25 protein-coding genes are annotated in these 23,634 nt (G+C 68.7%); 16 read left to right on the top strand and 9 right to left on the bottom strand.

Translation table 11 applies throughout. From position 1 onward, the window contains the following. Positions 1-56 precede the first annotated feature (56 nt). The 5 genes from AB8M46_RS39810 to AB8M46_RS39790 all read left to right on the top strand — a co-directional run bounded on the left by AB8M46_RS39810 (position 57) and on the right by AB8M46_RS39790 (position 4,255). The gene (locus tag AB8M46_RS39810; protein ID WP_394363495.1) at positions 57-1,478 is read left to right on the top strand and encodes a PLP-dependent aminotransferase family protein; all 1,422 of its coding nucleotides are present in this window, start codon (positions 57-59) and stop codon (positions 1,476-1,478) included. 155 nt (positions 1,479-1,633) lie between these two features. Then, positions 1,634-2,077 carry a single-stranded DNA-binding protein gene (locus tag AB8M46_RS39805; RefSeq protein ID WP_037344974.1) on the top strand — a complete coding sequence of 148 codons (444 nt, stop codon included), beginning with the start codon at positions 1,634-1,636 and terminating at the stop codon, positions 2,075-2,077. An 84-nt stretch (positions 2,078-2,161) separates the two neighbouring features. Then, on the top strand, positions 2,162-3,190 hold the full coding sequence (locus AB8M46_RS39800) for a polyprenyl synthetase family protein (protein ID WP_394363494.1): 1,029 nt from the start codon (positions 2,162-2,164) through the stop codon (positions 3,188-3,190). 36 nt (positions 3,191-3,226) lie between these two features. Then, the gene (locus AB8M46_RS39795) at positions 3,227-3,535 is read left to right on the top strand and encodes a cupin domain-containing protein (protein WP_037344971.1); all 309 of its coding nucleotides are present in this window, start codon (positions 3,227-3,229) and stop codon (positions 3,533-3,535) included. A gap of 93 nt (positions 3,536-3,628) precedes the next feature. Further along, entirely contained in the window at positions 3,629-4,255 is a 627-nt protein-coding gene (locus AB8M46_RS39790) for a TetR/AcrR family transcriptional regulator (protein WP_125735237.1), read from the top strand. Here AB8M46_RS39790 and AB8M46_RS39785 read toward each other — a convergent pair. Continuing rightward, on the bottom strand, positions 4,245-5,195 hold the full coding sequence (locus tag AB8M46_RS39785; protein ID WP_394363493.1) for a hypothetical protein: 951 nt from the start codon (positions 5,193-5,195) through the stop codon (positions 4,245-4,247). The two genes, AB8M46_RS39790 and AB8M46_RS39785, sit on opposite strands and share 11 nt — an antisense overlap. A 186-nt stretch (positions 5,196-5,381) precedes the next feature. Between AB8M46_RS39785 and AB8M46_RS39780 the strand changes: the two genes are divergently transcribed. Further along, positions 5,382-6,251 (top strand): hypothetical protein, encoded by an 870-nt coding sequence (locus tag AB8M46_RS39780; RefSeq protein ID WP_394363492.1) that lies wholly within the window; start codon positions 5,382-5,384, stop codon positions 6,249-6,251. Here AB8M46_RS39780 and AB8M46_RS39775 read toward each other — a convergent pair. Both AB8M46_RS39775 and AB8M46_RS39770 read right to left on the bottom strand, forming a co-directional pair. Continuing rightward, the gene (locus AB8M46_RS39775) at positions 6,248-6,802 is read right to left on the bottom strand and encodes a hypothetical protein (protein WP_394363491.1); all 555 of its coding nucleotides are present in this window, start codon (positions 6,800-6,802) and stop codon (positions 6,248-6,250) included. The genes AB8M46_RS39780 and AB8M46_RS39775 overlap by 4 nt on opposite strands. Before the next feature lie 57 nt (positions 6,803-6,859). Beyond that, complete coding sequence (locus tag AB8M46_RS39770) at positions 6,860-7,372, bottom strand: DinB family protein (RefSeq protein WP_394363490.1); 513 nt, start codon at positions 7,370-7,372, stop codon at positions 6,860-6,862. Between the two features lie 100 nt (positions 7,373-7,472). On the opposite strand from AB8M46_RS39770, the gene AB8M46_RS39765 reads away from it, so the two are divergent. Continuing rightward, positions 7,473-7,814 (top strand): helix-turn-helix transcriptional regulator, encoded by a 342-nt coding sequence (locus AB8M46_RS39765; protein ID WP_037344963.1) that lies wholly within the window; start codon positions 7,473-7,475, stop codon positions 7,812-7,814. A gap of 41 nt (positions 7,815-7,855) precedes the next feature. Further along, a complete protein-coding gene (gene recQ / locus AB8M46_RS39760) occupies positions 7,856-9,688 on the top strand; it encodes a DNA helicase RecQ (RefSeq protein ID WP_378423922.1) in 1,833 nt (610 codons plus the stop codon). Here recQ and AB8M46_RS39755 read toward each other — a convergent pair. Further along, complete coding sequence (locus AB8M46_RS39755) at positions 9,685-9,903, bottom strand: antitoxin (RefSeq protein WP_037344960.1); 219 nt, start codon at positions 9,901-9,903, stop codon at positions 9,685-9,687. The genes recQ and AB8M46_RS39755 overlap by 4 nt on opposite strands. 142 nt (positions 9,904-10,045) lie before the next feature. Between AB8M46_RS39755 and add the strand changes: the two genes are divergently transcribed. Continuing rightward, positions 10,046-11,020, top strand: a complete 975-nt coding sequence (gene add, locus AB8M46_RS39750; RefSeq protein WP_394363489.1) for an adenosine deaminase — start codon at positions 10,046-10,048, stop codon at positions 11,018-11,020. Positions 11,021-11,089: 69 nt separating this feature from the next. On the opposite strand, the gene AB8M46_RS39745 is transcribed toward add, so the two are convergent. Beyond that, positions 11,090-12,514: a cellulase family glycosylhydrolase gene (locus AB8M46_RS39745; protein ID WP_394363488.1), complete on the bottom strand. Its 1,425-nt coding sequence runs from the start codon at positions 12,512-12,514 to the stop codon at positions 11,090-11,092. Positions 12,515-12,788: 274 nt separating this feature from the next. Here AB8M46_RS39745 and AB8M46_RS39740 point away from each other — a divergent pair, with 274 nt between their 5' ends. Continuing rightward, positions 12,789-13,610: a lytic transglycosylase domain-containing protein gene (locus AB8M46_RS39740; protein ID WP_394363487.1), complete on the top strand. Its 822-nt coding sequence runs from the start codon at positions 12,789-12,791 to the stop codon at positions 13,608-13,610. On the opposite strand, the gene AB8M46_RS39735 is transcribed toward AB8M46_RS39740, so the two are convergent. From AB8M46_RS39735 to AB8M46_RS39725, 3 genes are read right to left on the bottom strand one after another with little or no spacing between them, the layout of a single operon-like run. After that, positions 13,607-14,959 (bottom strand): VWA domain-containing protein, encoded by a 1,353-nt coding sequence (locus tag AB8M46_RS39735; protein WP_394363486.1) that lies wholly within the window; start codon positions 14,957-14,959, stop codon positions 13,607-13,609. The two genes, AB8M46_RS39740 and AB8M46_RS39735, sit on opposite strands and share 4 nt — an antisense overlap. Further along, entirely contained in the window at positions 14,956-15,837 is an 882-nt protein-coding gene (locus AB8M46_RS39730; RefSeq protein WP_394363485.1) for an AAA family ATPase, read from the bottom strand. The genes AB8M46_RS39735 and AB8M46_RS39730 overlap by 4 nt, the downstream gene beginning before the upstream one ends. Positions 15,838-15,858: 21 nt before the next feature. Then, positions 15,859-17,304: an MFS transporter gene (locus AB8M46_RS39725; RefSeq protein ID WP_394363484.1), complete on the bottom strand. Its 1,446-nt coding sequence runs from the start codon at positions 17,302-17,304 to the stop codon at positions 15,859-15,861. 62 nt (positions 17,305-17,366) lie between these two features. On the opposite strand from AB8M46_RS39725, the gene AB8M46_RS39720 reads away from it, so the two are divergent. The 6 genes from AB8M46_RS39720 (at position 17,367) to AB8M46_RS39695 (ending at position 22,371) form a co-directional block, all read left to right on the top strand. Continuing rightward, a complete protein-coding gene (locus tag AB8M46_RS39720; RefSeq protein ID WP_394363483.1) occupies positions 17,367-18,326 on the top strand; it encodes a helix-turn-helix transcriptional regulator in 960 nt (319 codons plus the stop codon). Continuing rightward, positions 18,323-19,357: an L-glyceraldehyde 3-phosphate reductase gene (gene mgrA, locus AB8M46_RS39715; protein ID WP_394363482.1), complete on the top strand. Its 1,035-nt coding sequence runs from the start codon at positions 18,323-18,325 to the stop codon at positions 19,355-19,357. Before AB8M46_RS39720 ends, mgrA begins: the two co-directional genes overlap by 4 nt. 44 nt (positions 19,358-19,401) lie before the next feature. After that, a complete protein-coding gene (locus AB8M46_RS39710) occupies positions 19,402-20,160 on the top strand; it encodes a class I SAM-dependent methyltransferase (protein ID WP_394363481.1) in 759 nt (252 codons plus the stop codon). Positions 20,161-20,260: 100 nt separating this feature from the next. After that, positions 20,261-20,746 (top strand): hypothetical protein, encoded by a 486-nt coding sequence (locus AB8M46_RS39705; RefSeq protein WP_394363480.1) that lies wholly within the window; start codon positions 20,261-20,263, stop codon positions 20,744-20,746. A 12-nt stretch (positions 20,747-20,758) separates the two neighbouring features. Continuing rightward, positions 20,759-21,091, top strand: coding sequence for a hypothetical protein (locus tag AB8M46_RS39700; protein ID WP_037344946.1), 333 nt, complete (start codon positions 20,759-20,761; stop codon positions 21,089-21,091). Positions 21,092-21,195: 104 nt separating this feature from the next. Next, a complete protein-coding gene (locus AB8M46_RS39695; RefSeq protein ID WP_394363479.1) occupies positions 21,196-22,371 on the top strand; it encodes an MFS transporter in 1,176 nt (391 codons plus the stop codon). Here the strand turns inward: AB8M46_RS39695 and AB8M46_RS39690 are convergent. Then, positions 22,368-23,609: a PucR family transcriptional regulator gene (locus tag AB8M46_RS39690; protein WP_394363478.1), complete on the bottom strand. Its 1,242-nt coding sequence runs from the start codon at positions 23,607-23,609 to the stop codon at positions 22,368-22,370. The two genes, AB8M46_RS39695 and AB8M46_RS39690, sit on opposite strands and share 4 nt — an antisense overlap. Positions 23,610-23,634 lie beyond the last annotated feature (25 nt).

Raw genomic sequence — 23,634 nt, 5'->3', positions numbered from 1 at the left:
GCCACATCCCAGTTCCAATATCCGTCATTCCGGTTGGGCCAATATAGCCTCTGGACGTGCCGTTCCACATCAGCCTCGACGGCCACACCGACCTGGCCGCCCGGATCTACCGCCAGCTCCGTGACGGCATCCTCGACGGACGCCTCCGCGCTGGGGAGCGCCTGCCTCCGACCAGGGAATTGGCCCGCGAGCTCGACGTCTCGCGCAATACCGTCGCGGTCGCCTACGAACGGCTCACCGCCGAAGGCTTCCTCGACAGCCATGTCGGACGCGGGACGTTCGTCAGCCCCGGCTTCGTGGCGCGTTCGAAGCGCGCCGCGCCCGCGGGCACCGGGGTGCGCCCCGTCGCGCGGTGGAGTTCGCTGCCGGACCCTCCCGGCGACGTCCGGCCCGCGTTCGACTTCCGGGTCGGCACCCCGGATCCGGCCCTCTTCCCGCTGCGGACCTGGCGACGGCTGGTCAGCCAGGCGCTCCGGCCGTCGCTGCTGCCGCCATCGGGGTACGCCGATCCCGCCGGGCTCGAAGCACTGCGAGTGGCGATCGCCCGGCACATCGGCGCCGCCCGATCCGTGCGAGCCGGCGTCGAGGACGTTCTGGTCACCCAGGGCGCGCAACAGGCCCTCGACCTGATCGGCCGGGTCCTGATCGAACCCGGTACGCGGGTCGCCGTCGAAGATCCCGGCTATCCCCCGGCCGAACGGCTTTTCACCGCCCACGGCGCCCGGATCGTGAAGGTGCCGGTGGACGCCGAGGGGCTCGACGTCACCGCGCTCGCGAAGGGCACTCGATTGATCTATACGACGCCCTCGCACCAGTTCCCGCTCGGCACGCCGATGTCACTCGCCAGGCGGACGGCGTTGCTGGCGTGGGCGGAACGGAACGACGCGGTGATCATCGAGGACGACTACGACAGCGAGTACCGCTTCTCGGATCGGCCGCTCGAACCGCTCCAAAGCCTGGACCACGACGGCAGGGTGCTCTACGTCGGATCCTTCTCGAAGACACTGCTTCCCTTGCTGCGATTGGGTTTCCTCGTCGCGCCCGCCTCGCTGCGACCGGCGCTGCGGCAGGCGAAGCAGCTCATGGACTGGCACGGCGACCTCGTCACGCAATCGGCTTTGGCGAGTTTCATCGACGAGGGCCTGCTCGCCCGCCACGTACGCAAGGCCATCAGGGAGTATTCGGTGCGACGGGACCGGATCCTGGCCTTCGTGCGCGACGAATTGCGTGACGTGCTGGACATCGTCCCGTCCAGCGCCGGACTCCATCTGTGCGCGCCGGTCTCTCCACAAGCGACGGTCACTGTGGACAGTGCGGTCGCCGAAGCGGCTCGGGCCGGGGTGGCCGTCGAAAGCCTGTCGACGTACGGAGGAACGCGCGGCGGTCTGGTGATCGGTTACGGCCTGGTCGGTTCCGACCGCATCGACGAAGGGCTCGCCCGGCTCGGCGAGTGCGTTTCGGCCGCCAGGATGTCATGAAAGGGCCGTTCAGGACACTTTCCGTCTTGAACGGCCCTTTCATGACATCCGTTCGCCGCGGGACGCCGAAAACTGTCGTACCCCGGTGGTCTCCTGTTCCCAGGCGACAGCGGGCCCGTCCGGGGCCGCGCGCCGAAGCGGAGGAGGAAAGTCCCATGGCCGGAGAAACGGTGCTCACGGTGATCGGCAACCTGACGACCGACCCGGAGCTGAAGTTCACCCCGTCGGGAGCCGCGGTAGCGAACTTCACGGTCGCGTCGACGCCACGCGTCCTGGACCGCGCGAGCGGGGAATGGCGTGACGGAGACCCGCTGTTCCTGCGCTGCGCGCTGTGGAAGCAGGCCGCGGAGAACCTGGCCGAATCGCTCACCAGGGGGACCAGGGTGATCGTGCAGGGCAGGCTGAAACAGCGATCGTTCGAAACCAAGGACGGCGAGAAACGCACGGTGGTGGAGCTCGACGTCGACGAGATCGGCCCGTCGCTGCGGTATGCCACGGCGAAGGTCAACAAGGCGGGCCGGAGTTCGGCGGGCACACCCTCGGACGGCGCCTGGGAGCGAACGCCGGTGGCCGCCGGAAATCCGGAGCCGCCCTTCTGACCGGGCGGTTTCCCTCTCGGGAGGGAGCGATCTCCCTCCCGCGCGTCAGGCGGTCGCGCGCCTCCGGCTCGGATGCTGGAGGGCGTGAACACGACCACGATCGTCACGGAACTCGGGCTGGACCCGGCCCTCGAGCGGCATATGCGGTTCGCCGCCGAACTCCGCACCGGGCTCGCCCTGGTCGAGGAAAGACTTCAGGAGGTGTTGCGCAGCCCAGGTCATCCGGAACTCACCGAAGCCGCCACTCATCTCGTCCGCGCGGGCGGGAAGAGGTTGCGCCCGTTGATGGCGTTGGCCGGAGCCGCGTTCGGCGACGGCCGGGACGAGGCGATCTCGGCGGCCGTACTCGTCGAGCTCGTCCACGTGGCGACGCTCTACCACGACGACGTCATGGACGAAGCGCCGATGCGGCACGGGGTCACCAGCGCGAACTCCTTGTGGGGCAACAAGAAGGCCGTCTTGCTCGGAGACTACGTGCTCGCCTGCGCGGCGCGGGTCGGGGCAGGGCTCGGTGACTACGCGTTGCGCTCGCAGGCGGAGACGTTCGGCAGGCTCGTGCGCGGCCAGTTCCTGGAGACGACGGGGCCGTTCGAAGACTGCGGCCGTCACGCACCGCACGAACACCACATCCAGGTGATGGCCGACAAGTCCGCGTCGCTGATCGCGATGGCGGGCAGGCTCGGCGCGCAGGTGTCGGGTGCGGATGAGCGGACCATCGAAACGTTGGGCCAGTACGGAGAACTGATCGGCGTGGCGTTCCAGATCTCCGACGACGTCCTCGACATCTCGGCGTCCACCAACGACCTCGGGAAGTCCGCGGGAACGGATCTCCGCGAAGGCATCGTCACCTTGCCGATGCTCCACGCGCTCGACGACGACGGGCCCGGTGCGGCTCGTTTGCGCGAGATCATCGGGCACGGTCCGGTTTCCGATCCGGCGGTCCGTCAGGAGGCGCTGAGGCTCTTGCGCGACTCCGCCGGCGTCGTGCGTGCCCTCGCCGAGGCACACGGGTACGCGGCCAAGGCGAAGGACCTCGCGCTCAGTCTCCCCGACCGGCCCGCCCGGGCACTGCTCGTCGGCCTTTCGGCGTTCGTGGTCGAGCGCGGCGAATAGGGCCACGGTGCCCGCGACCAGGGTTACAGTGGCGGAATGACCACCGAAACCCTGGAAAACGTCGAAGGCCGCGACATCGGCTCCGGAGTCTCGATCATCCGCGAACGGACCGCAGTCGACGGTTCCGGACCGAGGCTGCACCAGCACCCGTATCGCGAAACCTTCGTCATCGTCCACGGCCGGGCCAGGTTCACCATCGGCGACTCCGAGCGCGAAGGCGGGGCGGGCGACGTCCTGGTCGTTCCGGCGGAGACGCCGCACAAGTTCGCCGTGATCGGCCCGGAAGTCTACGAAGCAGTCCACATCCACGAAAGCGACCATTTCATCACCGAATGGCTCGAGTAATTCTGTCGGACGCCAGAAAACCCTTTCCCGGTCTAGAATCCGACGACGTGCTCGTGGACGGGCGGGCACCCGAGGCGACGGGAACCGGGAACCGTGACCGACGTGGCGGACCGCAGTGGTGACAAAACCCGCCAGGTGGACAGGTTCGACCAACGGCGCGCACAGCTGGCGATGTCGGCGCTGGTCACCTTGTCCGAACTGGGCTACGCGCGCACGAGCCTGCGGGAGATAGCGCAGAACTCCGAGTTCTCCCACGGCGTGCTGCACTATTACTTCCGCAACAAGGCCGAGCTGATCACCTACTGCGTCAAGCAGTACAAGGCCGAATGCGTCACCCGGTACGACCGGATGGTCGAGACCGCGGAGACGGCCGAAGAGCTGAAGACCGCCTTCGGCGCCGCGACCGCTGCCACGCTGTGTGAAAACGCCCGGCTGCACAGGCTCTGGTACGACCTGCGCAACCAGAGCCTGTTCGAGAAGCTGTTCCAGGCCGAGGTGCTGGCCATCGACGAGGCACTCGAACTGATGATCTGGCGGGTCGTGTCGCGGTACGCGGAACTGCTGGGCAAGCCGGCGGATTTCGCACCCTCGACGACGTACGCGCTCTTCGACGGCCTGTTCCAGCAAGGTCTGCTGAAACACCTCGCCGGCCAGGAGGACGCGGCGAGGTGCCTTCAGGACTCGGTCGAACAGGTGCTGGCGCGGCTGTTCACCACTTGATGGTCGGATACCAGATGACGCCGGTCCGGCCGAGCACCCGCAGGTCCCAATACAGCAGCGTGAACGTGCCGGCGACCAGCAACGCGGCACCGGTCACCACGGCGATCCTGGTGGGCTTCGCGAGCATCCATCGCTGCAGCCGCCCGCCCGTGCCGTGGGTGAGCACCAGGAACAACAGCGCCATCACCACGATGTTGCCCACCGACTGCAGGGCGAACGCCGCGGCGCCGTAGAAGACGTTGTGGCTTTCGGCCGCGCTGCGGAACATCATCCGGAACAGCGGGAATGGCCTGCCGATCAGGAATCCGCCGATGAGCGCGCCCATCAGGACGAGCGGCGCGGGCGGGAACCGGCGGGTGAGACCGGCGATCGGGTTGCGGACGAGTCCGACGGAAGCCAGGCCCAGCACGATGAACACGATCCCGATCACGCCGTAGACGATCATCGACTGGATGTTCCGCGGCGTGAGCCCGCCCGGCGACGAAGCGGTCGAGAACTGCGGCATCCGGGTGCCCACGAGCGCGACGATGACGCCGTACACCACGGAAACCGTCAGCATGCCCGCCGCGATCCAGCCCAGCGGTTTCACAGTGTCGGTGAACTTGGGCCGTCCGGCGGTTCCGCCGCCGACAAGCGGGGCGACGGCACCGAAGGCGGCGATGTTGCACGCGGTGAAGGTTCCGGCGAGGCCCGAAACGAAGGCGAAGAACGTTCCGGCCAGCAACCCGCCGATCGGGGTCGCCTTGGCGTCGTGTCCCAGGAGGGTGTTGGCGACGCTGTCGCCGATCACACTGTCCACAAAGGGTGCCGACCAGATCACCGTCAGCGCGAAGCCGGCGAGGACGGACCAGAGGACGATGCGCCCTTTGTGTTCCGGATAGGGTCCTGAGCCCAGGAAATTCGACTGTGGGGAAACGGGAGCGCGTTCGGTCACGGACATTCGTACCTCCAGCGGCTGATGGCTTCCCCCTCGCTCATCGTTGTTCCGCGGTCCGGGTCGCGCCACCTCCAAAGTGCCGATCCACCCTTGCTCCGACCGGCTCCGGGTAATTCCGAAAAGGTGAAAGCCGCGGAGTGTCGTGGGATCATCGGCGGACGGGTACGGCCACTGAACCTGCGGAGGGCGATGGACTTCGACGAGGTCGCGGACGAGCTCTACGCCGGCGATCCGGCCGAGTTCGTCGCGGTGCGCAACCAACGGGCGAAAGAAGCCAAGGCCGCGGGTGACGCGGCCTTGGCCGAGCGTATCCGCGCTCTGCGGAAGCCGACGCTCGCGGCCACGATCCTCAATCGCCGTGCCGGTTCCCCTGAGCTGACGGAGCTGGCCAAGCTGGGCGACGAGCTGCGCAAGGCGCATTCGGCGCTGGCCGGTGAAGACCTGCGCAAACTCGCCAAGCGGCGCCAGGAGCTGGTGAACCGGATCCTGCGGGACGAACGTTCGATGAGTGAATCCGTCAGCCGCGACGTCGAAGCCACCCTCGAAGCCGTCGTGGCCGATCCCGAAGTGGCGGCACTCGCCCTCGCCGGACGGCTGAGCAGCGGCGCGGACAGCACCGGCGACCAATGGCTGACCAGTGGATTCACCCCGCAGCCGAAGCGGAAACCCGCGCCGGAGCGCGAAAAACCGGCCACCGTGTCGCATTTGGACGATCGACGGAAGGCCAAACGCGCGGCCGCCGAGAAGGCCGAACAGGAGCGGATCGACAAGGCCCGCGAAGAGGCCGAACGCGAACAGAAGCGGGTGGCGGAGTTCAACCGGCTCCGGCGCGAGGCGGCCGATCTCGCGAAGGCCCTCAAGCAGGCCGAGATCGATCTTTCCCGCGCCGAGCGCCGGGCCGAGAAGCTCACGGAGAAGGCGAACGACCTCCGACGGCGCCTCGCCGACGCCGAACTCGAAGAAGAGACGGCGAACGAGGAGACCGCGTCCGCGCAGACCGTCCTGGACGGCCTGCGCGCCGAGGCGGCGCGTATCGACGAAGCCCTCGAACAGTTCTAAGCCGGCTGCCGGTCACGAACGCGCGTAGCGGTCACCCGGCGTCCATACGGTGTCTTGCCGCCCGGCTTGTACACCGACAGCACGGTCATGGTCACGTACATCGTCGTGGACACGATGATCGGATAGAACCCGTCCACGCGACGGCCCGCTTCCACGAACACACCGTCCATAGTGGACTCGACCGCGGCCGCCAGCTCGCTGATCCCCGGCAGCAGCGAGAACAACGTCAGCCCGGCGGCGATCAGGGTCAGCACGAGTTTGATCGCGACCCACTTGTACCGGATCAATCCCCATTTCGTGCCGACGCTGAGCACGATCCCGCTGATCAGGGCGGTCAGGCTGACCGACGGCAGCAGGTAGCCGCCGATCTGCTCCATCATCAGGATGGCGGCGTGCTGGCGCCGCGCGTCGTCGGTGAACACGGAGGTGAAGGTCAGGACCGCGTTCACCATGGTGATCCCGAGCCAGCCGAGTGACGAAACGACATGGACGACGAGGACGAGTTTCCGCCACCGCGGGGTGAGCGGTCGCCGCACTGTGGAAGTACTCATGCGACCAGTGTTTCCGCGGGCGGGGCCCCCGTCGTCCGTCGTGGAGCGGCTCCTCGGCTACGTATCGCGGAGTACGAGCCCGCGGACGTACGCCGCCTGCCCGGCGTGCTGGAGGTCGTCGGACAGCACGCTGACCAGGCGAACCCCGAGGCTGACGGGCGGGTCCCACGCCTCGTCGACGATACGGTCGAGGTCGGCCTCCCCGAGTCCGGCGACCCAAGCCGCCGTCGCCTCGTGCACCGCGTCGTAGTACCCGGTCAGCAGGTCGGCGGAGCCGACACGGACCGCCTCGACGTCCTCGGGGCGATGCCCGTACCCGATGTCCGACGCCGGGAAGGGCAGCCCGAAGCGGCCGACCCAGTCCTGCGCGGTCCAGAGCTGCTCGGTGTCCATCAGATCGGCGACGTGATCGTCCTGCACCCGGGCCAGATGCCAGACCAGCCACGCGATCGTGTTCGCGCCCGGTGCCGGGCTCGCGATCAGCTGATCGGCGTTCAGCCCCTCTACGGCGGCGTGCACTACTTCCTGGACGCGGCCGAACCCGTCGGCCACCACTTCGGCCAGTTTCATCGATTCCCCTTCCGGCGTCTCCGGCCCCACGATGCCACCGCGAGGTGTCCCCGGCCTTACAACCTTGACTTATATAAGCCCAGGCCGTGATAGTTGCCGGATGCACGCGTTCGACGTCCTCGGTGATCCGGTACGCCGCCGGATCCTGGAACTGCTGGCGGGCGGGGAACAGAGTTCCGGCGACGTGACCACCGTGGTCCGCGCCGAGTTCGGGATCTCGCAGCCCGCGGTCTCCCAGCATCTGAGAGTCCTGCGCGAGAACGGCTTCACCACGGTCCGTGCCGAGGGCGCGCGACGGCTGTATTCGGTCGATCCGGGCCCGCTCAAGGAGATCGACGGCTGGCTGGAGCAGTACCGGCGGTTCTGGGCCGGACCGCTCGACGCGCTCGCCACCGAGATCGCCCGCGGCCGCCGCGAACGGCGGAAGGCCGCCGAAGACTAGGCGCGCGGGGACTGTCGGACCCCGCCCCTAGAATCGTCCGGGTGGCAGCCCCCGACATCGGTACCTCGGAAGCCCTTGAAACGCTGAACCGCGTCTTCGGCTACGACGACTTCCGCGGCGACCAGCACGCCATCGTCGAACACGTCATCGCAGGCGGTGACGCGCTCGTCCTCATGCCCACCGGCGGCGGGAAGTCGCTGTGCTACCAGATCCCCGCGCTGGTCCGCCCGGGCGTCGGCGTGGTGATCTCGCCGCTGATCGCGTTGATGCAGGACCAGGTCGACGCCCTGCGCAACCTCGGCGTGCGCGCGGGTTTCCTGAACTCGACGCAGGATTACGCCGAGCGCAGCAAGGTCGAGGCCGCGTTCCTCTCCGGCGAGCTGGACCTGCTGTACCTGGCGCCCGAGCGGCTTTCGGTCGAATCGACGGTGCGGCTGCTCGACCGCGGCAAGATCTCGCTGTTCGCGATCGACGAGGCGCACTGCGTCTCCCAGTGGGGTCACGACTTCCGCCCCGACTACCTGATGCTGTCCGCGGTGCACGAGCGCTGGCCGGACGTGCCGAGGATCGCGCTCACCGCGACGGCCACGAAGGCGACGCACGCCGAGATCGCGTCCCGGCTCAACCTGGAGGACGCGCGGCATTTCGTCGCGAGCTTCGACCGGCCGAACATCCAGTACCGCATCGTCGGCAAGAACTCGCCGCAGCGGCAGCTGCTGGAGCTGTTGCGCACCGAGCACAAGGGCGACGCCGGGATCGTCTACTGCCTGTCGCGGAACTCGGTCGAGAAGACCGCGGACTTCCTGGTGGAGAACGGGATCCCGGCGGTGCCCTATCACGCCGGCCTCGACGCGCGCACCCGCGCGAAGCACCAGTCGCGGTTCCTGCGCGAGGACGGGCTGATCGTCGTCGCGACGATCGCGTTCGGCATGGGCATCGACAAGCCGGACGTCCGGTTCGTCGCACACCTGGACCTGCCGAAGTCCATCGAGGGCTACTACCAGGAGACCGGTCGCGCGGGCCGCGACGGGCTGCCCTCGACGGCGTGGCTGGCGTACGGCCTCCAGGACGTCGTCCAGCAGCGCAAGATGATCGACACCTCGGAGGGATCCGACGCGCACAAGCGACAGCTGAGCGCGCACCTCAACGCGATGCTGGCGTTGTGCGAGACGGTCGAATGCCGCCGTGTGCAGGTGCTGAGCTACTTCGGCCAGCGGAGCGAGCCCTGCGGCAACTGCGACACCTGCCTGGCACCGCCGGAGACCTGGGACGGCACCATCCCGGCGCAGAAGCTCCTCTCGACCATCGTCCGGCTGCAGAACGAGCGGCGGCAGAAGTTCGGCGCCGGGCAGATCATCGACATCCTGCTCGGCAAATCGACCCCGAAGGTGACCCAGCACCGGCACGACACGTTGAAGGTCTTCGGCATCGGCACGGAGCTGAAGGAGCCGGAGTGGCGGGCCGTCGTGCGGCAGCTCCTGGCGCAGGGGCTCGCGGCGGTCGAGGGCGACTACGGCTCGCTGGTGCTGACCGAGGGCAGCGCGGAGGTGCTGAACGGGTCACGGAAGGTCCAGCTGCGGCGCGAGCCGGAGCGGGCGGCGAAGGCCGCGGCCCGCTCCAGCGCGAAGAAGGCCGCGGCCGCCGACATGCCCGCCGAGGCGGCGCCGGTGTTCGAACTGCTGCGGTCGTGGCGGGCCGCGGCGGCGAAGGAGCAGGGGGTGCCCGCGTACGTGATCTTCCACGACGCGACCCTGCGCCAGATCGCCACCAAACGGCCGGCCACGCTGCAGGAGCTGGGCACGGTCAGCGGCGTCGGCGAGAACAAGCTCGCGAAGTACGGCGAGCAGATCCTCGAGACGCTCGCGGACGCCTAGTGCTCGTAGGGGCGGCGCGGCGGTCGTCCGGTCATCCCGTCGACCTTACGCACCGCGCCGTCGATCTGGCTGTGGTACTTGCCCTTGGTCTTGTGGTCGACGAAGGTCGCGGCCTTGTTCACGGCCTTGGAGACCTTCTCGGGGTTCTTCCGCACGTAGGCGCGCACGGCCGTGGCGGTGCCGGCCAGGGCGGTCAACTTCCGCAGTAGAGCCACGGTGGTCCCTTTCGTCGGGGTCGTCTGGTTGTCCTGCTCAACGACCGGTGATGGCTCCTGGGTTCCCCGCGGCGAGCCGAATCACTCATTCCGCCGGAAAACGGGGCGCGCGCCGACGGTCACGACCACTAAATTCGTGCTCATGCGGGATCTTTCGCTGCTGCCCAAGGCCCATCTGCACGTCCACCTCGAAAGTACCGTCAGACCGGACACGCTCCGTGACATCGGAGAGGCGAACGGCATCGCCGTCCCCGCGGAACAACCGGTGTTCGACGGGTTCCGCGCGTTCGGCGACTACAACGGGCTGCTGCGGTCCTGCCTGCGGAGACCGGAGGACTTCGAACGGGTGGCGCGCGAGTTCTGCGAGGACCAGGTCGCGGACGGCGTCCGCTACGCCGAAGTCACCTTCACGGCGGCTTCGCACGGCGAACGGCTGGGCGAGCCGGACATGCCGCTGGAGTCCGTCCTCAAAGGACTGTCGGCGGGCGCCGCCGAACACGGGCTCCACTGGCGGGTGATCCTGGACCATTCGCGCCGCCGCTCGGTCGAACGCGCCCGGCTCACCCTCGATCTCGCCCGCCGGTATGCCCCGGACGGCGTGTTCGCGATCGGGCTCGCCGGGGAGGAGAAGTACCCGCTCGCGCCGTTCGCCGGGATCTGCGACGAAGCCGAGGAGGCGGGGTTGCACCTGATCCACCACGCCGGGGAGGACGCCGGCCCGGCCAGCATCCGCGAGGCGCTGGAAGCCGGGCACAGCGAACGGATCGGCCACGGCATCCGGATCCTGGAGGATCTCGCGCTGGTCGCCGAAGTGCGGGAACGCGGAATCGCGCTGGAGGTCTGCCCGTCGTCGAACGTGACGCTCGGGCTGGTGCCGTCGTTCGAGGAGCACCCGCTCCCCCGGCTGGTCGACGCCGGGCTCGTGGTCACCCTCAGCACCGACGTCCCGTCGATCACCGGAACGACGCTGACCGACGAGTTCCTGCGCACCCGGGAGGCGTTCGCCTATGACGATCACGCGCTCGCCGGGCTCGCCCGCGCGTCCGTCGACGCGTCCTTCGCGCCTACCGAGCTCAAGCGCTCCCTCCACGCGGAGATCGACGCCTGGCTCAGCTGACGCAATTAGTCCTCTGGATGCGGTACTTGCGCGTGCAACTACCGCATCCAGAGGACGAAACGCGGGGGGTCAGCCGGTCGGGAAGTCGTCCGGTGTGCGGATGCGGTCCCGCACCCAGACGCCGGCGGGCTTCAGCATCGAAGTGCCGGTGAAGGAGTTCCCGGCGCAGGTTCCGGTCTTGAACACGGCACCGGAGCGGAAGTCGTCGGAGAAGTTCCAGTTCGTCCAGCCGATCTTCTTGGCGGCCAGCAGATCCAGGTACTTCTGCGAGTACGTGAAGTCGTTCCCGCCGTCGCCCGTGTAGGTCTGGGTGCCGAATTCCGTGACGAACACCGGGATCTTGTCGGCCGTCCGCGCCAGCGCGTCGTAATGCTCGTCCTGGTGCGACGCCGCGTAGAAGTGGAACGTGTACATGATGTTGGTCGCGTTCACCGGGTTGTCCAGGATGTCGTTCTCGTCGCGGCCGTCGGAGATGCCGAAGGTCGACCAACCGTGCGTACCGAGGAAGACGACACTGTCCGGGTCCTGGGCGCGGATCACCGGGATGACCTCCTCGGCGTACCGCTTCACGTCCGCCCAGCTGACGCCGTTGGGCTCGTTCGCGACGTCGTAGATGATGTTGACCTTGTCCTTGTGCCGCTGGGCGATCTCGGCGAAGAACGTCTTGGCCAGGTCGGTGTTCTCGTTCGGGTCACCGGGGTCGAGCTGGTGCCAGTCGACGAGGACGTACATCCCGCGTTTCGTCGCCTCTTCGATGTAGTTGTGCACCATGTCGGTGAATTTGCGCGGGTTGCTCTCGTAGCCGTCGTCCTGGATGTACATGGCGACCCGCAGGATGTCGGCCTTCCAGTCGTTGGCCAGCGCGTCCAGCGAGGCGGTCTTCACGCACTGGCTGTACCACTGGATCCCGTGCGTGCTCATCCCCCGCAGCTGGATGGGCTTGCCGTACTGGTTGCACAGTTTGACGCCGCAGACGTGGAGCTTTCCGTTGATGGACACCGGTGTCCCGGCTCCCGGACCGCCGCTGCCTTCGACCGAGAGCGAGTCCGCGTTGGGGCCGCCGTTCGACGTGACGGCGGTGGTGCGGATCTTGTTGCTGCCCGCGACGAGGGTCACCGTCGTGGTGACGGTGCGCCAGGTCGTCCACGCGCCGGTGCCGGCGAACCCGAGGTCGTCGACGGCGAGGGAGCCGTTGACGGTGATGTCGAGCGGGCGGTTGGCGGTGGTGCCGTTGGCGTAGCGGAAGGTCAGCGTATGCTGCCCGGCCTGCGCCGCGTTGACGGTGTACTCGACGTAGCTACCGGTGACGTTGTCGTAGTTCACGAAGCCGGAGCCGGTGAAGCCGGTGTGATTGGCTTCGACCACGCCGCGCGAGATCGTCGCGTCCTCGGATTCGTACTGGACGGGAGCCGCGGAAGCGGCCTGGGCGGAAATCGGGACCGAGGCGGCCGCGAGCACCGTGACCAGCGCCGCCCGCCATCTTGGGCGTACCACTTTGTGCCTCCTTCAGAAGCATCGTTGCGTTCCGTGGAGCAGGGGCGCGGCGAGCCCTCGTTAAGAAACCTTCCTAACGCGGACTAGTCTCACCATCGGGATGAAGCGCTGTCAACAGGGCAAACGGGGCGATCGCGCCCCGCAGTTGGTCCTCTACTTGCGGTAGTTGCACGCGCAAGAACCGCATTCAGAGGACGAAATGCGGGTCGTGGTCCGCATCACCCGGACGGCGGGCCACACAAGTTCTCCACATTCGTCACGTACCGTGGAACCGGTGACCGCTTCGTCCCCTTCGACCCTGGACCTGATGGATCAGTGGCAGCAGCCGCCCCCGAAACGCGGCCCGCGTGGCTGCGTGATGCTCGTTCTGCTGGTCGTGGGCGCCCTGGTCGCCGGTGCCGTCTGGGTCGTGATCAGCCTCAACGACCGTGAGCCGGTGCCGGTCAAGCCGGAATTCGTGGTCCCCGCGCTCAAGCCCGCCCCGCGTTCGGCCATCCCCGGTGATGCCGGACCGCTGCCCGCGGAGCCCGCGAAGGACGCCTGGATCGCGAAGGTGTCGGAGAACACGGACATCCCTTCGCGCACGCTGCGGGCGTACGTGAACGCCGCCGAGAAGACCGCGAAGACCACTCCACGTTGCGAGATCACCTGGGCGACCATCGCCGGGATCGGGCGCACCGAGTCCCAGCACGCCCGGCACGACGGTTCCCGCGCCGGCGAGGACGGCATCGTGACGCCGCCGATCATCGGCATCCCGCTCGACGGCTCCCCCGGTGTGCTGGCGGTCGTCGACACCGACAAGGGCGCCCTCGACGGTGACCCCAAATGGGACCGCGCGGTCGGGCCGATGCAGTTCCTGCCCGCCACCTGGAAGCGGTACGGCGTCCGCGCGAGCGGCGACGGCGCCGCGCCGGACCCGCAGAACATCGACGACGCGGCCCTGACGACCGCGCGGTACATGTGCGCGCGGGGCGGCGACCTCGGAGACCCCTCCGGCTGGTGGACCGCGGTGCTGACCTACAACAACTCCACCCAGTACGGGCAGGAAGTCTTCAGCAATGCCGACGCGTACGGAAAAGCGGCACTGAAGCCTTAAGCGGGCAACAACCGCGTGACCAGCTTGGTCAGCTGGTGCACGTTCCGGCATTCGTACATCTCGACGACCTCCGCGTACGCGTGCGCCTCGGAGTCGCCGGTGGACCATAGCTCGGTCCGCTCGGGGTTGAGCCAGTACGTATGCCTTGCCGCGGCGGCGATCCCGCGGACCGCGTCGAGGTTCGGGTCGCCGCCGTTGGTCCTCGCGTCACCGAGGATGAGCATGGACGTCCTGGGGCCCACCGCGTCCGAGTAGCGCTCGACGAACTCGCCGAGTGCGTGCCCGTAGTCGCTGTGCCCGTCCCAGCGCGTCAGTTCCGCGTCGGCGAGGATTCGCGCGCCGAGGTCTTCGGGATCGGCGGCGCCGGTGTCGACGAGGTGGGTGATCTCGTCGCAGGCGTCGATGAACGCGAACACCCGCACCTTGCTGAACTGGTCGCGCAGGGCCTGCACCAGCAGCATGGTGAAGTTCGCGAAGCCGGCCACCGAGCCCGACATGTCGCACAGCAGCACGATTTCCGGCCTTCCCGGCCGGTGCCGCCGGTACGACGGCCGCATCGGGACGCCGCCGGTGGACAGCGAGCGCCGCAGTGTCCGCCGCAGGTCGATGTGCCCGCGCGCGTGCCGCCGTCGCCGCGCGGCCAGGCGGGTGGCAAGCTTGCGTGACAACGGCTGTACGACCCGGCGGAGTTCGGCGAGTTGCGCCCGGCTGGCGAGCAGGAAGTCGACGCGGTCGGCGGCGGGCGGCACCGCGTGCCGCGAAACCCGTTCCCTGCCACGGACTTCCGCCACACGCCTCCGTGCCTCGGTCCGCACGAGACCGCGGAAACCCTCGACGCGGCGGCGGACGTCGTCGCGATCCAGCCGGTCGGTGAACTCCTCCGACGGCGAACCGGCGCGGATCGCTTCGAGCACGCGGACCACGAGGGTCTGCGGCTGAAGGCGTTCCAACGTCTGGTGCGCCGACCAGCCGCCGCTGCCCGCCGTGCCGCCGTACTCCCCCAGCATGTCGACGGCGAGCCCGGCCAGCTGCGTCAGTTCCGGCTGGTCGTTCGCCGCGAGCGCCGTGGCGAGCCGGTCGCGCAGCGTGGCCAGATCGTCGACGGGGTCCTGCGACGGCGCGCCAACGCCGAGCGGGAAGTAGATGTCGAAGGTCGCGTCGAACACCGCGCGCTGACCGCCGCGCCGGACGAGCGCCGCCGCGAGCCCTTCCCGCATCTGCTCGCGGGAGTCGAGCCCCAGCACTTCCAGTGCCGCGGCGGCGTCGACCGTCTCGCTGGGCCCCGCCGGGATTCCGTGTTCCCGCAACGCTTCCACGAATTCGACGAGCCTGCCCGGCACACCGCTCACGAGTCGAGGACCTTGCCGAGTTCCAGCCGCGCGTCCGCCTTCACGACGTCGTCCTGGTGTTTGAGGATGACGCCGAGGCTCGCGCGGACGACGTCCTCGCCGAGGCTGCCCGCACCGAGCGCCAGCAGGGTCCGTGCCCAGTCGATGGTCTCGGCGACCGACGGCGCCTTCCGCAGCTCCATCGCCCGCAGCGCGGTGATCACCTTGACCACGGACGCGGCGAGCGCGTCGTCGACGCCCGGCACCTTCAGCCGCACGATGCGCTGCTCCAGCGCCGCGTCGGGGAAGTCGATGTGCAGGAACAGGCACCGGCGGCGCAGCGCCTCCGAAAGTTCCCGCGTCGCGTTGGAGGTCAGCACCACGAACGGTTTGCGCCCGGCGGTGATGGTGCCGAGTTCCGGGACGGTGATCTGGAAGTCGCCGAGCACCTCCAGCAGCAGCCCCTCGATCTCGACGTCGGCCTTGTCTGTCTCGTCGATGAGCAGGACGGTCGGCTCGTCGCCCTTGATCGCCGTCAGCAGCGGCCTGGCCAGCAGGAATTCTTCACCGAAGATGTCGTTGCGGGCTTCGTCCCACGTCTCGTCCTTGCCGGCGGTGATCCGAAGAAGCTGCTTCGCGTGGTTCCACTCGTACAGCGCACGGGACTCGTCGACGCCTTCGTAGCACTGCAACCGCACGAGCCGGGAGCCGCTCGCCTGCGCGACCGCCTTCGCCAGCTCGGTCTTGCCGACCCCCGCGGGGCCCTCGATCAGCAACGGCTTGCCGAGGGCGTCCGCGAGGAACACCGTGGTGGCGACGGCCGCGGAGGCCAGGTAGCCGGTGTCGGCGAGCTTCGCCGTCACGTCTTCGACGGATGTGAAGTACCCGGTCCCAGCCACGCGGCCTCCCAGCTCGATCGCCTACCCGGCCGACTCTACGTCGCGAATCCGCTTCGGCAGCAGGAACCCGACCGCGAAGGTGAGCATCACCATCGCCGCGACCACCCAGAACGTCCGCTGGGCGGCGGCGGTCGGGTCGGCGGTCCCCGCGTCGAAGAACACCGTGCCCAGCAACGCGAGCCCCAGCGCGCCGCCGACCTGCTGGAGCGAGGTCAGCGCGCCCGACGCCGATCCGGCCTCGGCCGGTTCCACCCCGGACAGGGCGATCTCGAAGTACGGCCCCATGATCAGCCCCGAGCCGATCCCGACCACCAGCAACGCCGGCGCGATCAGCCACGGACCCGTCTCCGGGCCGAGGAGCAGCAGGAGGGCGACCACGCCGGCGGTCATGATCAGCGCACCGGTGTGCAGCACCTTGCGGCCGTGCTTGCGCACCGCCTGCACCAGGCCCATCCCGACGATCATCCCCAGCGACATCGGCACCCCGGTCAGTCCGGCCTTGAGCGGCGAGAAACCGAGCCCGAGCTGCAGGTACAGCGTGAAGACCAGACCGAAGCCGGAGAACGCCGCGAAGTAGATCGTGCCGGTCGCCATCCCGGCGAGGAAGCTGCGCTTGCGGAACAGGCTCGGCTCGACCAGCGGGTCACCGCCGCGGCGGCTCTTGCGCTTCTCGAACCACGCGAACACGCCGAACACCACGACCGCGGCGGCCATCATCGCGAACGTCCACAGCGGCCAGCCGTACTCACGCCCCTGCACCAGCGGGAAGACGATCAGCAGCGCGCCGGTCGTCGCGAGCAGCGCACCGGGGATGTCGAGGGTGAGCGAACCGCCGGGACGGGACTCGGGGAGGAACTTGATCGCGGCGAGTACCGCCAGCGCGCCGATCGGCAGGTTGATCAGGAAGATCATCCGCCAGCCGGTGCCGAAGAGATCGGCGTCGACGAGCCAGCCCGCGAGGATCGGGCCGCCGACCGCGGCGAGCCCCATCACCGGGCCGAACATGCCGAACGCGGACTGGAGTTCCTTGCCCGCGAACATCTCCTTCATCATGCCGAGGCCCTGCGGCACCATCGCGGCGCCGAAGAGGCCCTGCACCACCCGAGCGGTGATGATCATCTCGGGGTTCACCGCGACCGCGCAGAACAGCGAGCCGGCGACGAAGCCGATCGCGCCGATCAGGAACATGCGCTTGCGGCCGAAGATGTCGCCGAGCCGCCCGCCGGTGAGCAGACCGGACACCATCGCCAGGGTGTAGGCCACGCCGAGCCACTGGATCATCGCCGTGCCGCCGCCGAGCGAGGCCCGCATGACCGGTCCGGCGATGCTCGTGACCGTCATGTCGAGCAGCTCCATCACCGAGCCGGTCAGGATCACGAACAGCGCGGGCCAGCGCCAGCGGTACGGCTTCGCCGAAGGCGTGTTTTCCGAGGTCACACCGCTCGGGGTGTCCAGTGTCATCGTCATGGGGACAACGCTAAAGTCAATTCCGGCCACTTTCTGACCGGAATGCGAGCGAACCTGGATTCATGGCGAACACGAGTGCGCGGATGCTGCGGTTGCTCTCCCTTCTGCAGACACACCGCTTCTGGTCGGGGATCGAGCTGAGCGACAGGCTCGAGGTGAGCGAACGGACGCTGCGGCGCGACGTCGAACGGCTCCGCGAGCTGGGCTATCCGGTCAACGCGAGCCGCGGCGTCGCGGGCGGCTACCAACTGCGGTCGGGGACGGTCATGCCGCCGCTGCTGCTCGACGACGAGGAGGCCGTGGCGATCGCGGTCGGCCTCCGCACGGCGGCGAGCGGTTCGGTGGAGGGCATCGAGGAGACGTCGGTCCGGGCGCTGACGAAGGTCGTCCAGGTGATGCCGCCCCGGCTGCGCCGACGGGTCGACGCGCTCCAGGCGTATACGACGCCGGCGGCCGTCACGGGCCCTCGCGTCAACGCCGCCAGCCTGACGGTGATCGCGCAGGCGTGCCGGGACGACGAGCGGCTGAAGTTCGACTACGCGGCGCGCGGCGGCGAGGAGTCCGCGCGGCTGGTCGAGCCGCACCGGCTCGTCTCACTCGGACGCCGCTGGTACCTGGTGGCCTGGGACCTCGACCGGGTGGACTGGCGCACGTTCCGCGTCGACAGGCTCAGCGAGCCGCGCACCACCGGCGCCCGCTACCGGCCGCGCGAGATCCCTGGCGGCGACGCGGTCAAGTTCGTCGAGGCCCAGATCAAGGCCAGGCCGACCACGCACACGCTGGTGGTCCGGGTCGAAGCGCCGAAGGACCGGGTCGAATCGGCGGTGCGGTACCTCGGCGGCGCGCTCGAAGCGATCGACGGGACGTCCTGCCGCCTGACGATGAACGTCGACACCTTCGACTGGCCCGTGCTGATCCTCGCCGCGATCGGCGCGCCTTTCGAGGTCGAGAGCCCCTCGGCGTTCAAAGACCACCTCGCGTCCGTCGCCGCCCTCTTCACGGCGGCTAGCATCGGGCCGTGAGCACCTATGTCGCGGCCGAGGGCCGATACGAGAGCATCCCCTACCGCCGCACCGGGCGCAGCGGCCTGAAGCTGCCCGCGATCTCGCTGGGCCTGTGGCACAACTTCGGGAACGACAAGCCGCTGGGCACGCAGCGGGACATCGCGCGGCGCGCGTTCGACCTGGGCATCACCCATTTCGACCTCGCCAACAACTACGGCCCGCCCTACGGCTCGGCGGAGGAGAACTTCGGCAGGCTGCTGGCGTCGGACTTCAAGCCGTACCGGGACGAACTGGTCATCTCGACCAAGGCGGGCTACGACATGTGGCCCGGCCCGTACGGCGAATGGGGCTCGCGCAAGTACCTGCTGTCCTCTTTGGACCAATCGCTCGGCCGGATGGGCCTGGACTACGTCGACATCTTCTATTCGCACCGCTTCGACCCCGAGACGCCGCTCGAAGAGACGGTCGGCGCGCTCGACACCGCCGTCCGGTCCGGACGTGCGCTGTACGTCGGCATCTCGTCGTACTCGTCGGAGAAGACAGCCGAGGCCGCCCGGCTCCTGCGTGAACTGGGCACCCCGCTGCTGATCCACCAGCCGTCGTACTCGATGTTCAACCGCTGGCTCGAAGGCGACAAGCTGCTCGACACGCTCGAAGCCGAAGGCGCGGGCTGCATCGCCTTCTCGCCGCTGGCGCAGGGATTGCTGACCAGCCGCTACCTCGACGGCGTCCCCGAGAATTCCCGTGCTGCGCAAGGGAAGTCGCTCAACCCGGACACGATCACCGAGAGCACCCTCGGCAAGATCCGGGCACTGAACGAGATCGCCCAGCGGCGCGGTCAGACGCTGGCGCAGCTCGCGCTCGCGTGGGGCCTGCGCGACCCGCGGATGACGTCGGTGCTGATCGGCGCGAGCAGCGTCGCCCAGCTGGAGGACAACGTCGGCGCGCTGAAGAACCTGCACTTCACGAACGAGGAGCTGGCCGAGATCGACCGCTACGCCACCGAGGCCGACATCAACCTCTGGAAGCGCTCGACCGACGCCGGCTAGCTAATCGCGTTGCCCCACCGGGCCGGGGAGCCGACACTGCGGGAATGACTTTCGAAGATCAGCTCGCCGAAGGAGAAGCCGTCCCGGTCGAAGGCTGGGATTTCTCGTGGTTCGAAGGCCGGGCCACCGAGGAACGGCCGCCGTGGGGCTATTCGCGGTTGCTCGGCGAACGGATGGCGGCGGCTTCGGCGGGGCTGGACCTGCAGACCGGCGGCGGCGAGGTGCTCGCGGGCATCCCGAAGCCGCCGCCGGTCCTCGCCGCCACCGAAGGCTGGCCGCCGAACGTCGAGGTGGCGCGGAAGACTCTCGCGCCCCTCGGCGGACAGGTGGTCGAGGCCGAGTACGACGCGCCGCTGCCCTTCCCCGACGAGTCCTTCGATCTGGTGAGCAGCCGCCATCCGATCGAAAACCCGTGGCGAGAGATCGCCCGCGTGCTGCGCCCGGGCGGGACCTTCCTGTCGCAGCAGATCGGCGCTGGCACCGTGCGGGAACTGAAGGAGTTCTTCCTCGGCCCGCAGGACTACGGCGACTGGACGCCCGACGTCCTGCGCGTCGAGGCCGAAGCCGTGGGGCTCCGGGTGGAGCGGCTCGAACCGGCGAAACTGCGGATGGAGTTCTTCGACCTCGCCGCGGTCGTCCACTTCCTCCGGAAGGTGATCTGGATCGTGCCGGGATTCGAGGTCGGGAAGTACCGCGACGAACTCGCGGAACTCCACCGGATGATCGAGACCGACGGGAAGTTCGTCGCGCACTCGCGGCGAGTGCTTGTGGAGGCCGTCAAGCCCGGCCACACGTTCGGGTGACAGAACACATTTCGCAAGTCGTAAGTCGTTGTCATGCCATCGCGCGATCTCCGCCGGAATAACTTCGCCGGGCTCTATCCACCCAGTAACGTCGGGCTACGTGATCAATCGAACGCACTCGATGATTCTCGTGGCTTTCGCTCTCGCCCCGCTCCTTCTCACACCGGGAACTGCCGCTGCCACTATAGAAGTCACTCACGCCGTCACCTTCACGAGCTCCATCGGCAACGTGATCCCCGCGCCGCATTGCGAGCTCAAAACCGGAAACACCTACCTACGCACTTCAGGAGCCAAGAAAGTAGTCGGCTTCAAGCCGAAAATAACCTGCGACGAGGTCATGGACACCATCTCTTTGACCGGCCAGATGTACGCCGTGATCGGCGGGACGACAACCGCGCACGGTGACGCTCCGACCTCGACCAACGCCGGCCAGGTCTCCGTCGAGAACAAGCGGATCGGATACAACTGCGACGGTACCGGGAACACGGTCTGGTTCGGCAGGGCTTCAGTGAACGCGGTCTGGCGCGGCATCCCCCAAGCCGCGGTCCTGGACAGCCCGACGGCGACTCTTCCGTGCGGGGTATGACATCCTCCCGCAATGAAGGTGACCGATGGATACACGGGATCCGGGAATGTCGTCAGCACCGATGCGCCCAGCTACTTGGTCGAATTCTGGCGCGCCATCGCCGACGACACCGGGCATGACGCGTGGACCGCCGTCGAATACGAACTCACCGAATGCGACGTCCACGACGCGCTGCACTGGGCTCGCGAGAACGCGCCCTCCGGCGCGACCGTCCACACCGTGATCTACGCCTGTTATCGGCAACCGGCGGGCGCATCCGAGTCCGACGTCCACATCCTGCTGGCCGGCTCCGACCCGAGCAAGATACCCACGTCGACCACCACGCTCACCTGGCCGACCGCCTGAAGCGATTCGCGTCGAGTCGACGCCGTCAAGCCCGGCCACACGTTCGGGTGATCACCGACTCGATGTCTTGAGTGGACACGCTCGCGGGTGCGATACCTGCGGACGTGTCCAGCTCCGCACCGCGCCAGCTGGCGCTCACCTCCGCGGCCCAGATCCTCGCCATGGGACTGTGGTTCTCCGCGTCGAGTGTCGTCCCGGCCCTGCGCGCGGAATGGGCACTGTCCACTCAGGGCACCGTGCTGCTCACCGCGTCGGTGCAGGTCGGCTTCGCGGCCGGCGCGCTGGTGTCGGCCGTCGCCAATCTCGCGGACCGGCTCCGGCCCGAGCGTCTGCTGGCCGCGAGCGCCGCGACGGGCGCCTTGCTGACATCGCTCTTTCCCTTGTGCGGCAACCATTTCTGGCTCGCGGTTCTGCTGCGCTTCGGCACCGGGATGACATTGGCGGGGGTCTACCCGGTCGGGATGAAGATCGTCGTCTCGTGGTTTCCGAACAGCCGCGGGCTCGCCCTCGGCGTTCTGCTGGCCGCGCTCGCACTCGGCTCGGCGTCACCCCATCTGCTGGCCGGGAACCTCCCGGGGTGGCGGACGGTACTCGTCGTCGCGTCCCTTCTCGCCCTCGGCGCGGCGGTGCTGGCCGTGCTCTTCGTCCGCGCCGGCCCGGCCGCCCGGCGGTCACCGCCGTGGGAACCGCGGTACCTGCTCACCATGGCGCGCGATCGGCGTCAGCGGCTGATCGCGTTCGGCTACTTCGGCCACATGTGGGAGCTCTACGCGTTTTGGACCTGGATCCCGGCCTACGCGGCCGCGGCGTCGAAGACCTCGCCGGGCACGGTGAGCCTGCTCGCGTTCACCGTCATCGGCGTCGGCGGGGCGATCGGCTGCCTGCTCGGCGGCGCGTTGTCGGACCGGTTCGGGCGGATCGACGTCGCGCTCGCGGCGCTGGCCGTCAGCGGGGCGTGCTGTCTGGTCTCGGCCTTCGTTTTCGGCGGTCACCCCGCGATACTGGGCACACTGCTGTTCGTCTGGGGTGTCGCCGCGATCGCCGACTCCGGCCAGTTCTCCGCCGCGTTGAGCGAGGCCGCGGACACCCGTTACGTCGGTACCGCGCTCACCGCGCAGACCGCGATCGGTTTCCTGCTCAGCGCCCTGACCATCCAGGGCCTCCCGGTACTCGCCGACGCCGTCGGCTGGCGGGCGGCCGCCCCCGTACTGGCCGTCGGGCCGCTGCTGGGCGTGATCGCCATGGCGCGGCTCCGCTCCCCCGTGTGCCTGGCGCGCTAGCGCAGCGGGTCCCGCGGCGAGGGCAGATGCGAGGTGTCCGGGAACATGTGGAGCGCGCGCAGGGCCGCGCCGAGTTCGGCGATGTCGGCCGGGTCGGTCAGCGAACGGCCGAGCTCTTCGGAGATCCGCTTCAGGCGGTGCCGGATCGTGTTGGGGTGACAGAACATCCGCTCCGACGTCAGCTTTGTGGAGCCCTGGCATTCGAACCACGCCCGCAACGTCAGCAGCAGCACGTTCCGGTCGTCGCCGGGCAGGTCGAGGATCGGCCGGAGCACGTGGTGCGCGAGCTGGACCGACGCCTCCGGCGCGCTGGCGACGAGGCCGGCGAGCGGGGATTCGTTGAACTGCACCATTCCCGTCGTCCCCGGCAGCATGCTGGAGAGCGCGACCCGCGCGAGATGCAGGGCGCGGGAGGTGTTCCCGAGACCGGTGAACACCGGGCTGACGCCGATCCGGCCGGTCTGGTTCTCGCGCAGCAGCCCGATGATCACCTGGGACGCCGCCGGATCCCGCATCGAGACGACCCCGACCTGCAGGTCCGGCGTGAGCCGCCAGGCGGACGCGTGATGCCGTTCGCGCAGCCGGTTTTCGATCTGCGGCAACGGTTCGTGCCCGACCCGCGGGGTCTCCGCCGCGACGACCACGTAGGTCCCGTCGAGCGAGAGTTCCAGCACGCGCGCGATGTCCCACAGCGTGCCTTCGGTGGCCGCGCCACCGGCGAACAACGCCTCGACCAACGCCGAGCGCCTGCTTTGGTGCGCCAGCATGACTTCGGCGGTGGTGTCACGGTAGGTCGTCGTCAGCGCCTCGGCGTAGTCGTCGATCAGCGCCCAGATCGCCGACGTCGCGGCGACGAGGCCGCGGAGGTCTTGATGCTCGCCCGAAGCGGTCAGTTCGACGAACCGGTTCCACACTTCGGTGAGCCCGATGCGGTAGGCCCGCAGGAGTTCCGGCAGCGGCGCGCCCTGCAGCGCCCGTGCGCGCCCGGTCGCCCGCGCCTGCGCGAGGTCGGGTTGCTCCGTGCCGCGCAGGGTCCGCATGACGAACTCGAGGTTGTTCCGCACCGACGTCCGCAATTCGGCGAGGGTGACGAACTGCGCGTCGCGGTACACCGGCATTTCGGCGCGGATCTGCTCGACGGTGCCGTCGATGAGCCCGGGCAGCTGCTTCTCGACCTCGACCGCCAGTTCGGCGACGATGACGGCCGAGCCTTCGCGGAGCACAGTTTCGTAGTGCATGGACGTCCTCCGGGGCAGGGACTCC

The organism is Amycolatopsis sp. SB7-3 (assembly GCF_041021335.1).
In the GTDB taxonomy this organism is placed as follows: Bacteria; Actinomycetota; Actinomycetes; order Mycobacteriales; family Pseudonocardiaceae; genus Amycolatopsis; species Amycolatopsis japonica.
Note: the sequence above shows the minus strand (reverse complement) of the source record. Positions and strands in the feature narration are given on the sequence as shown.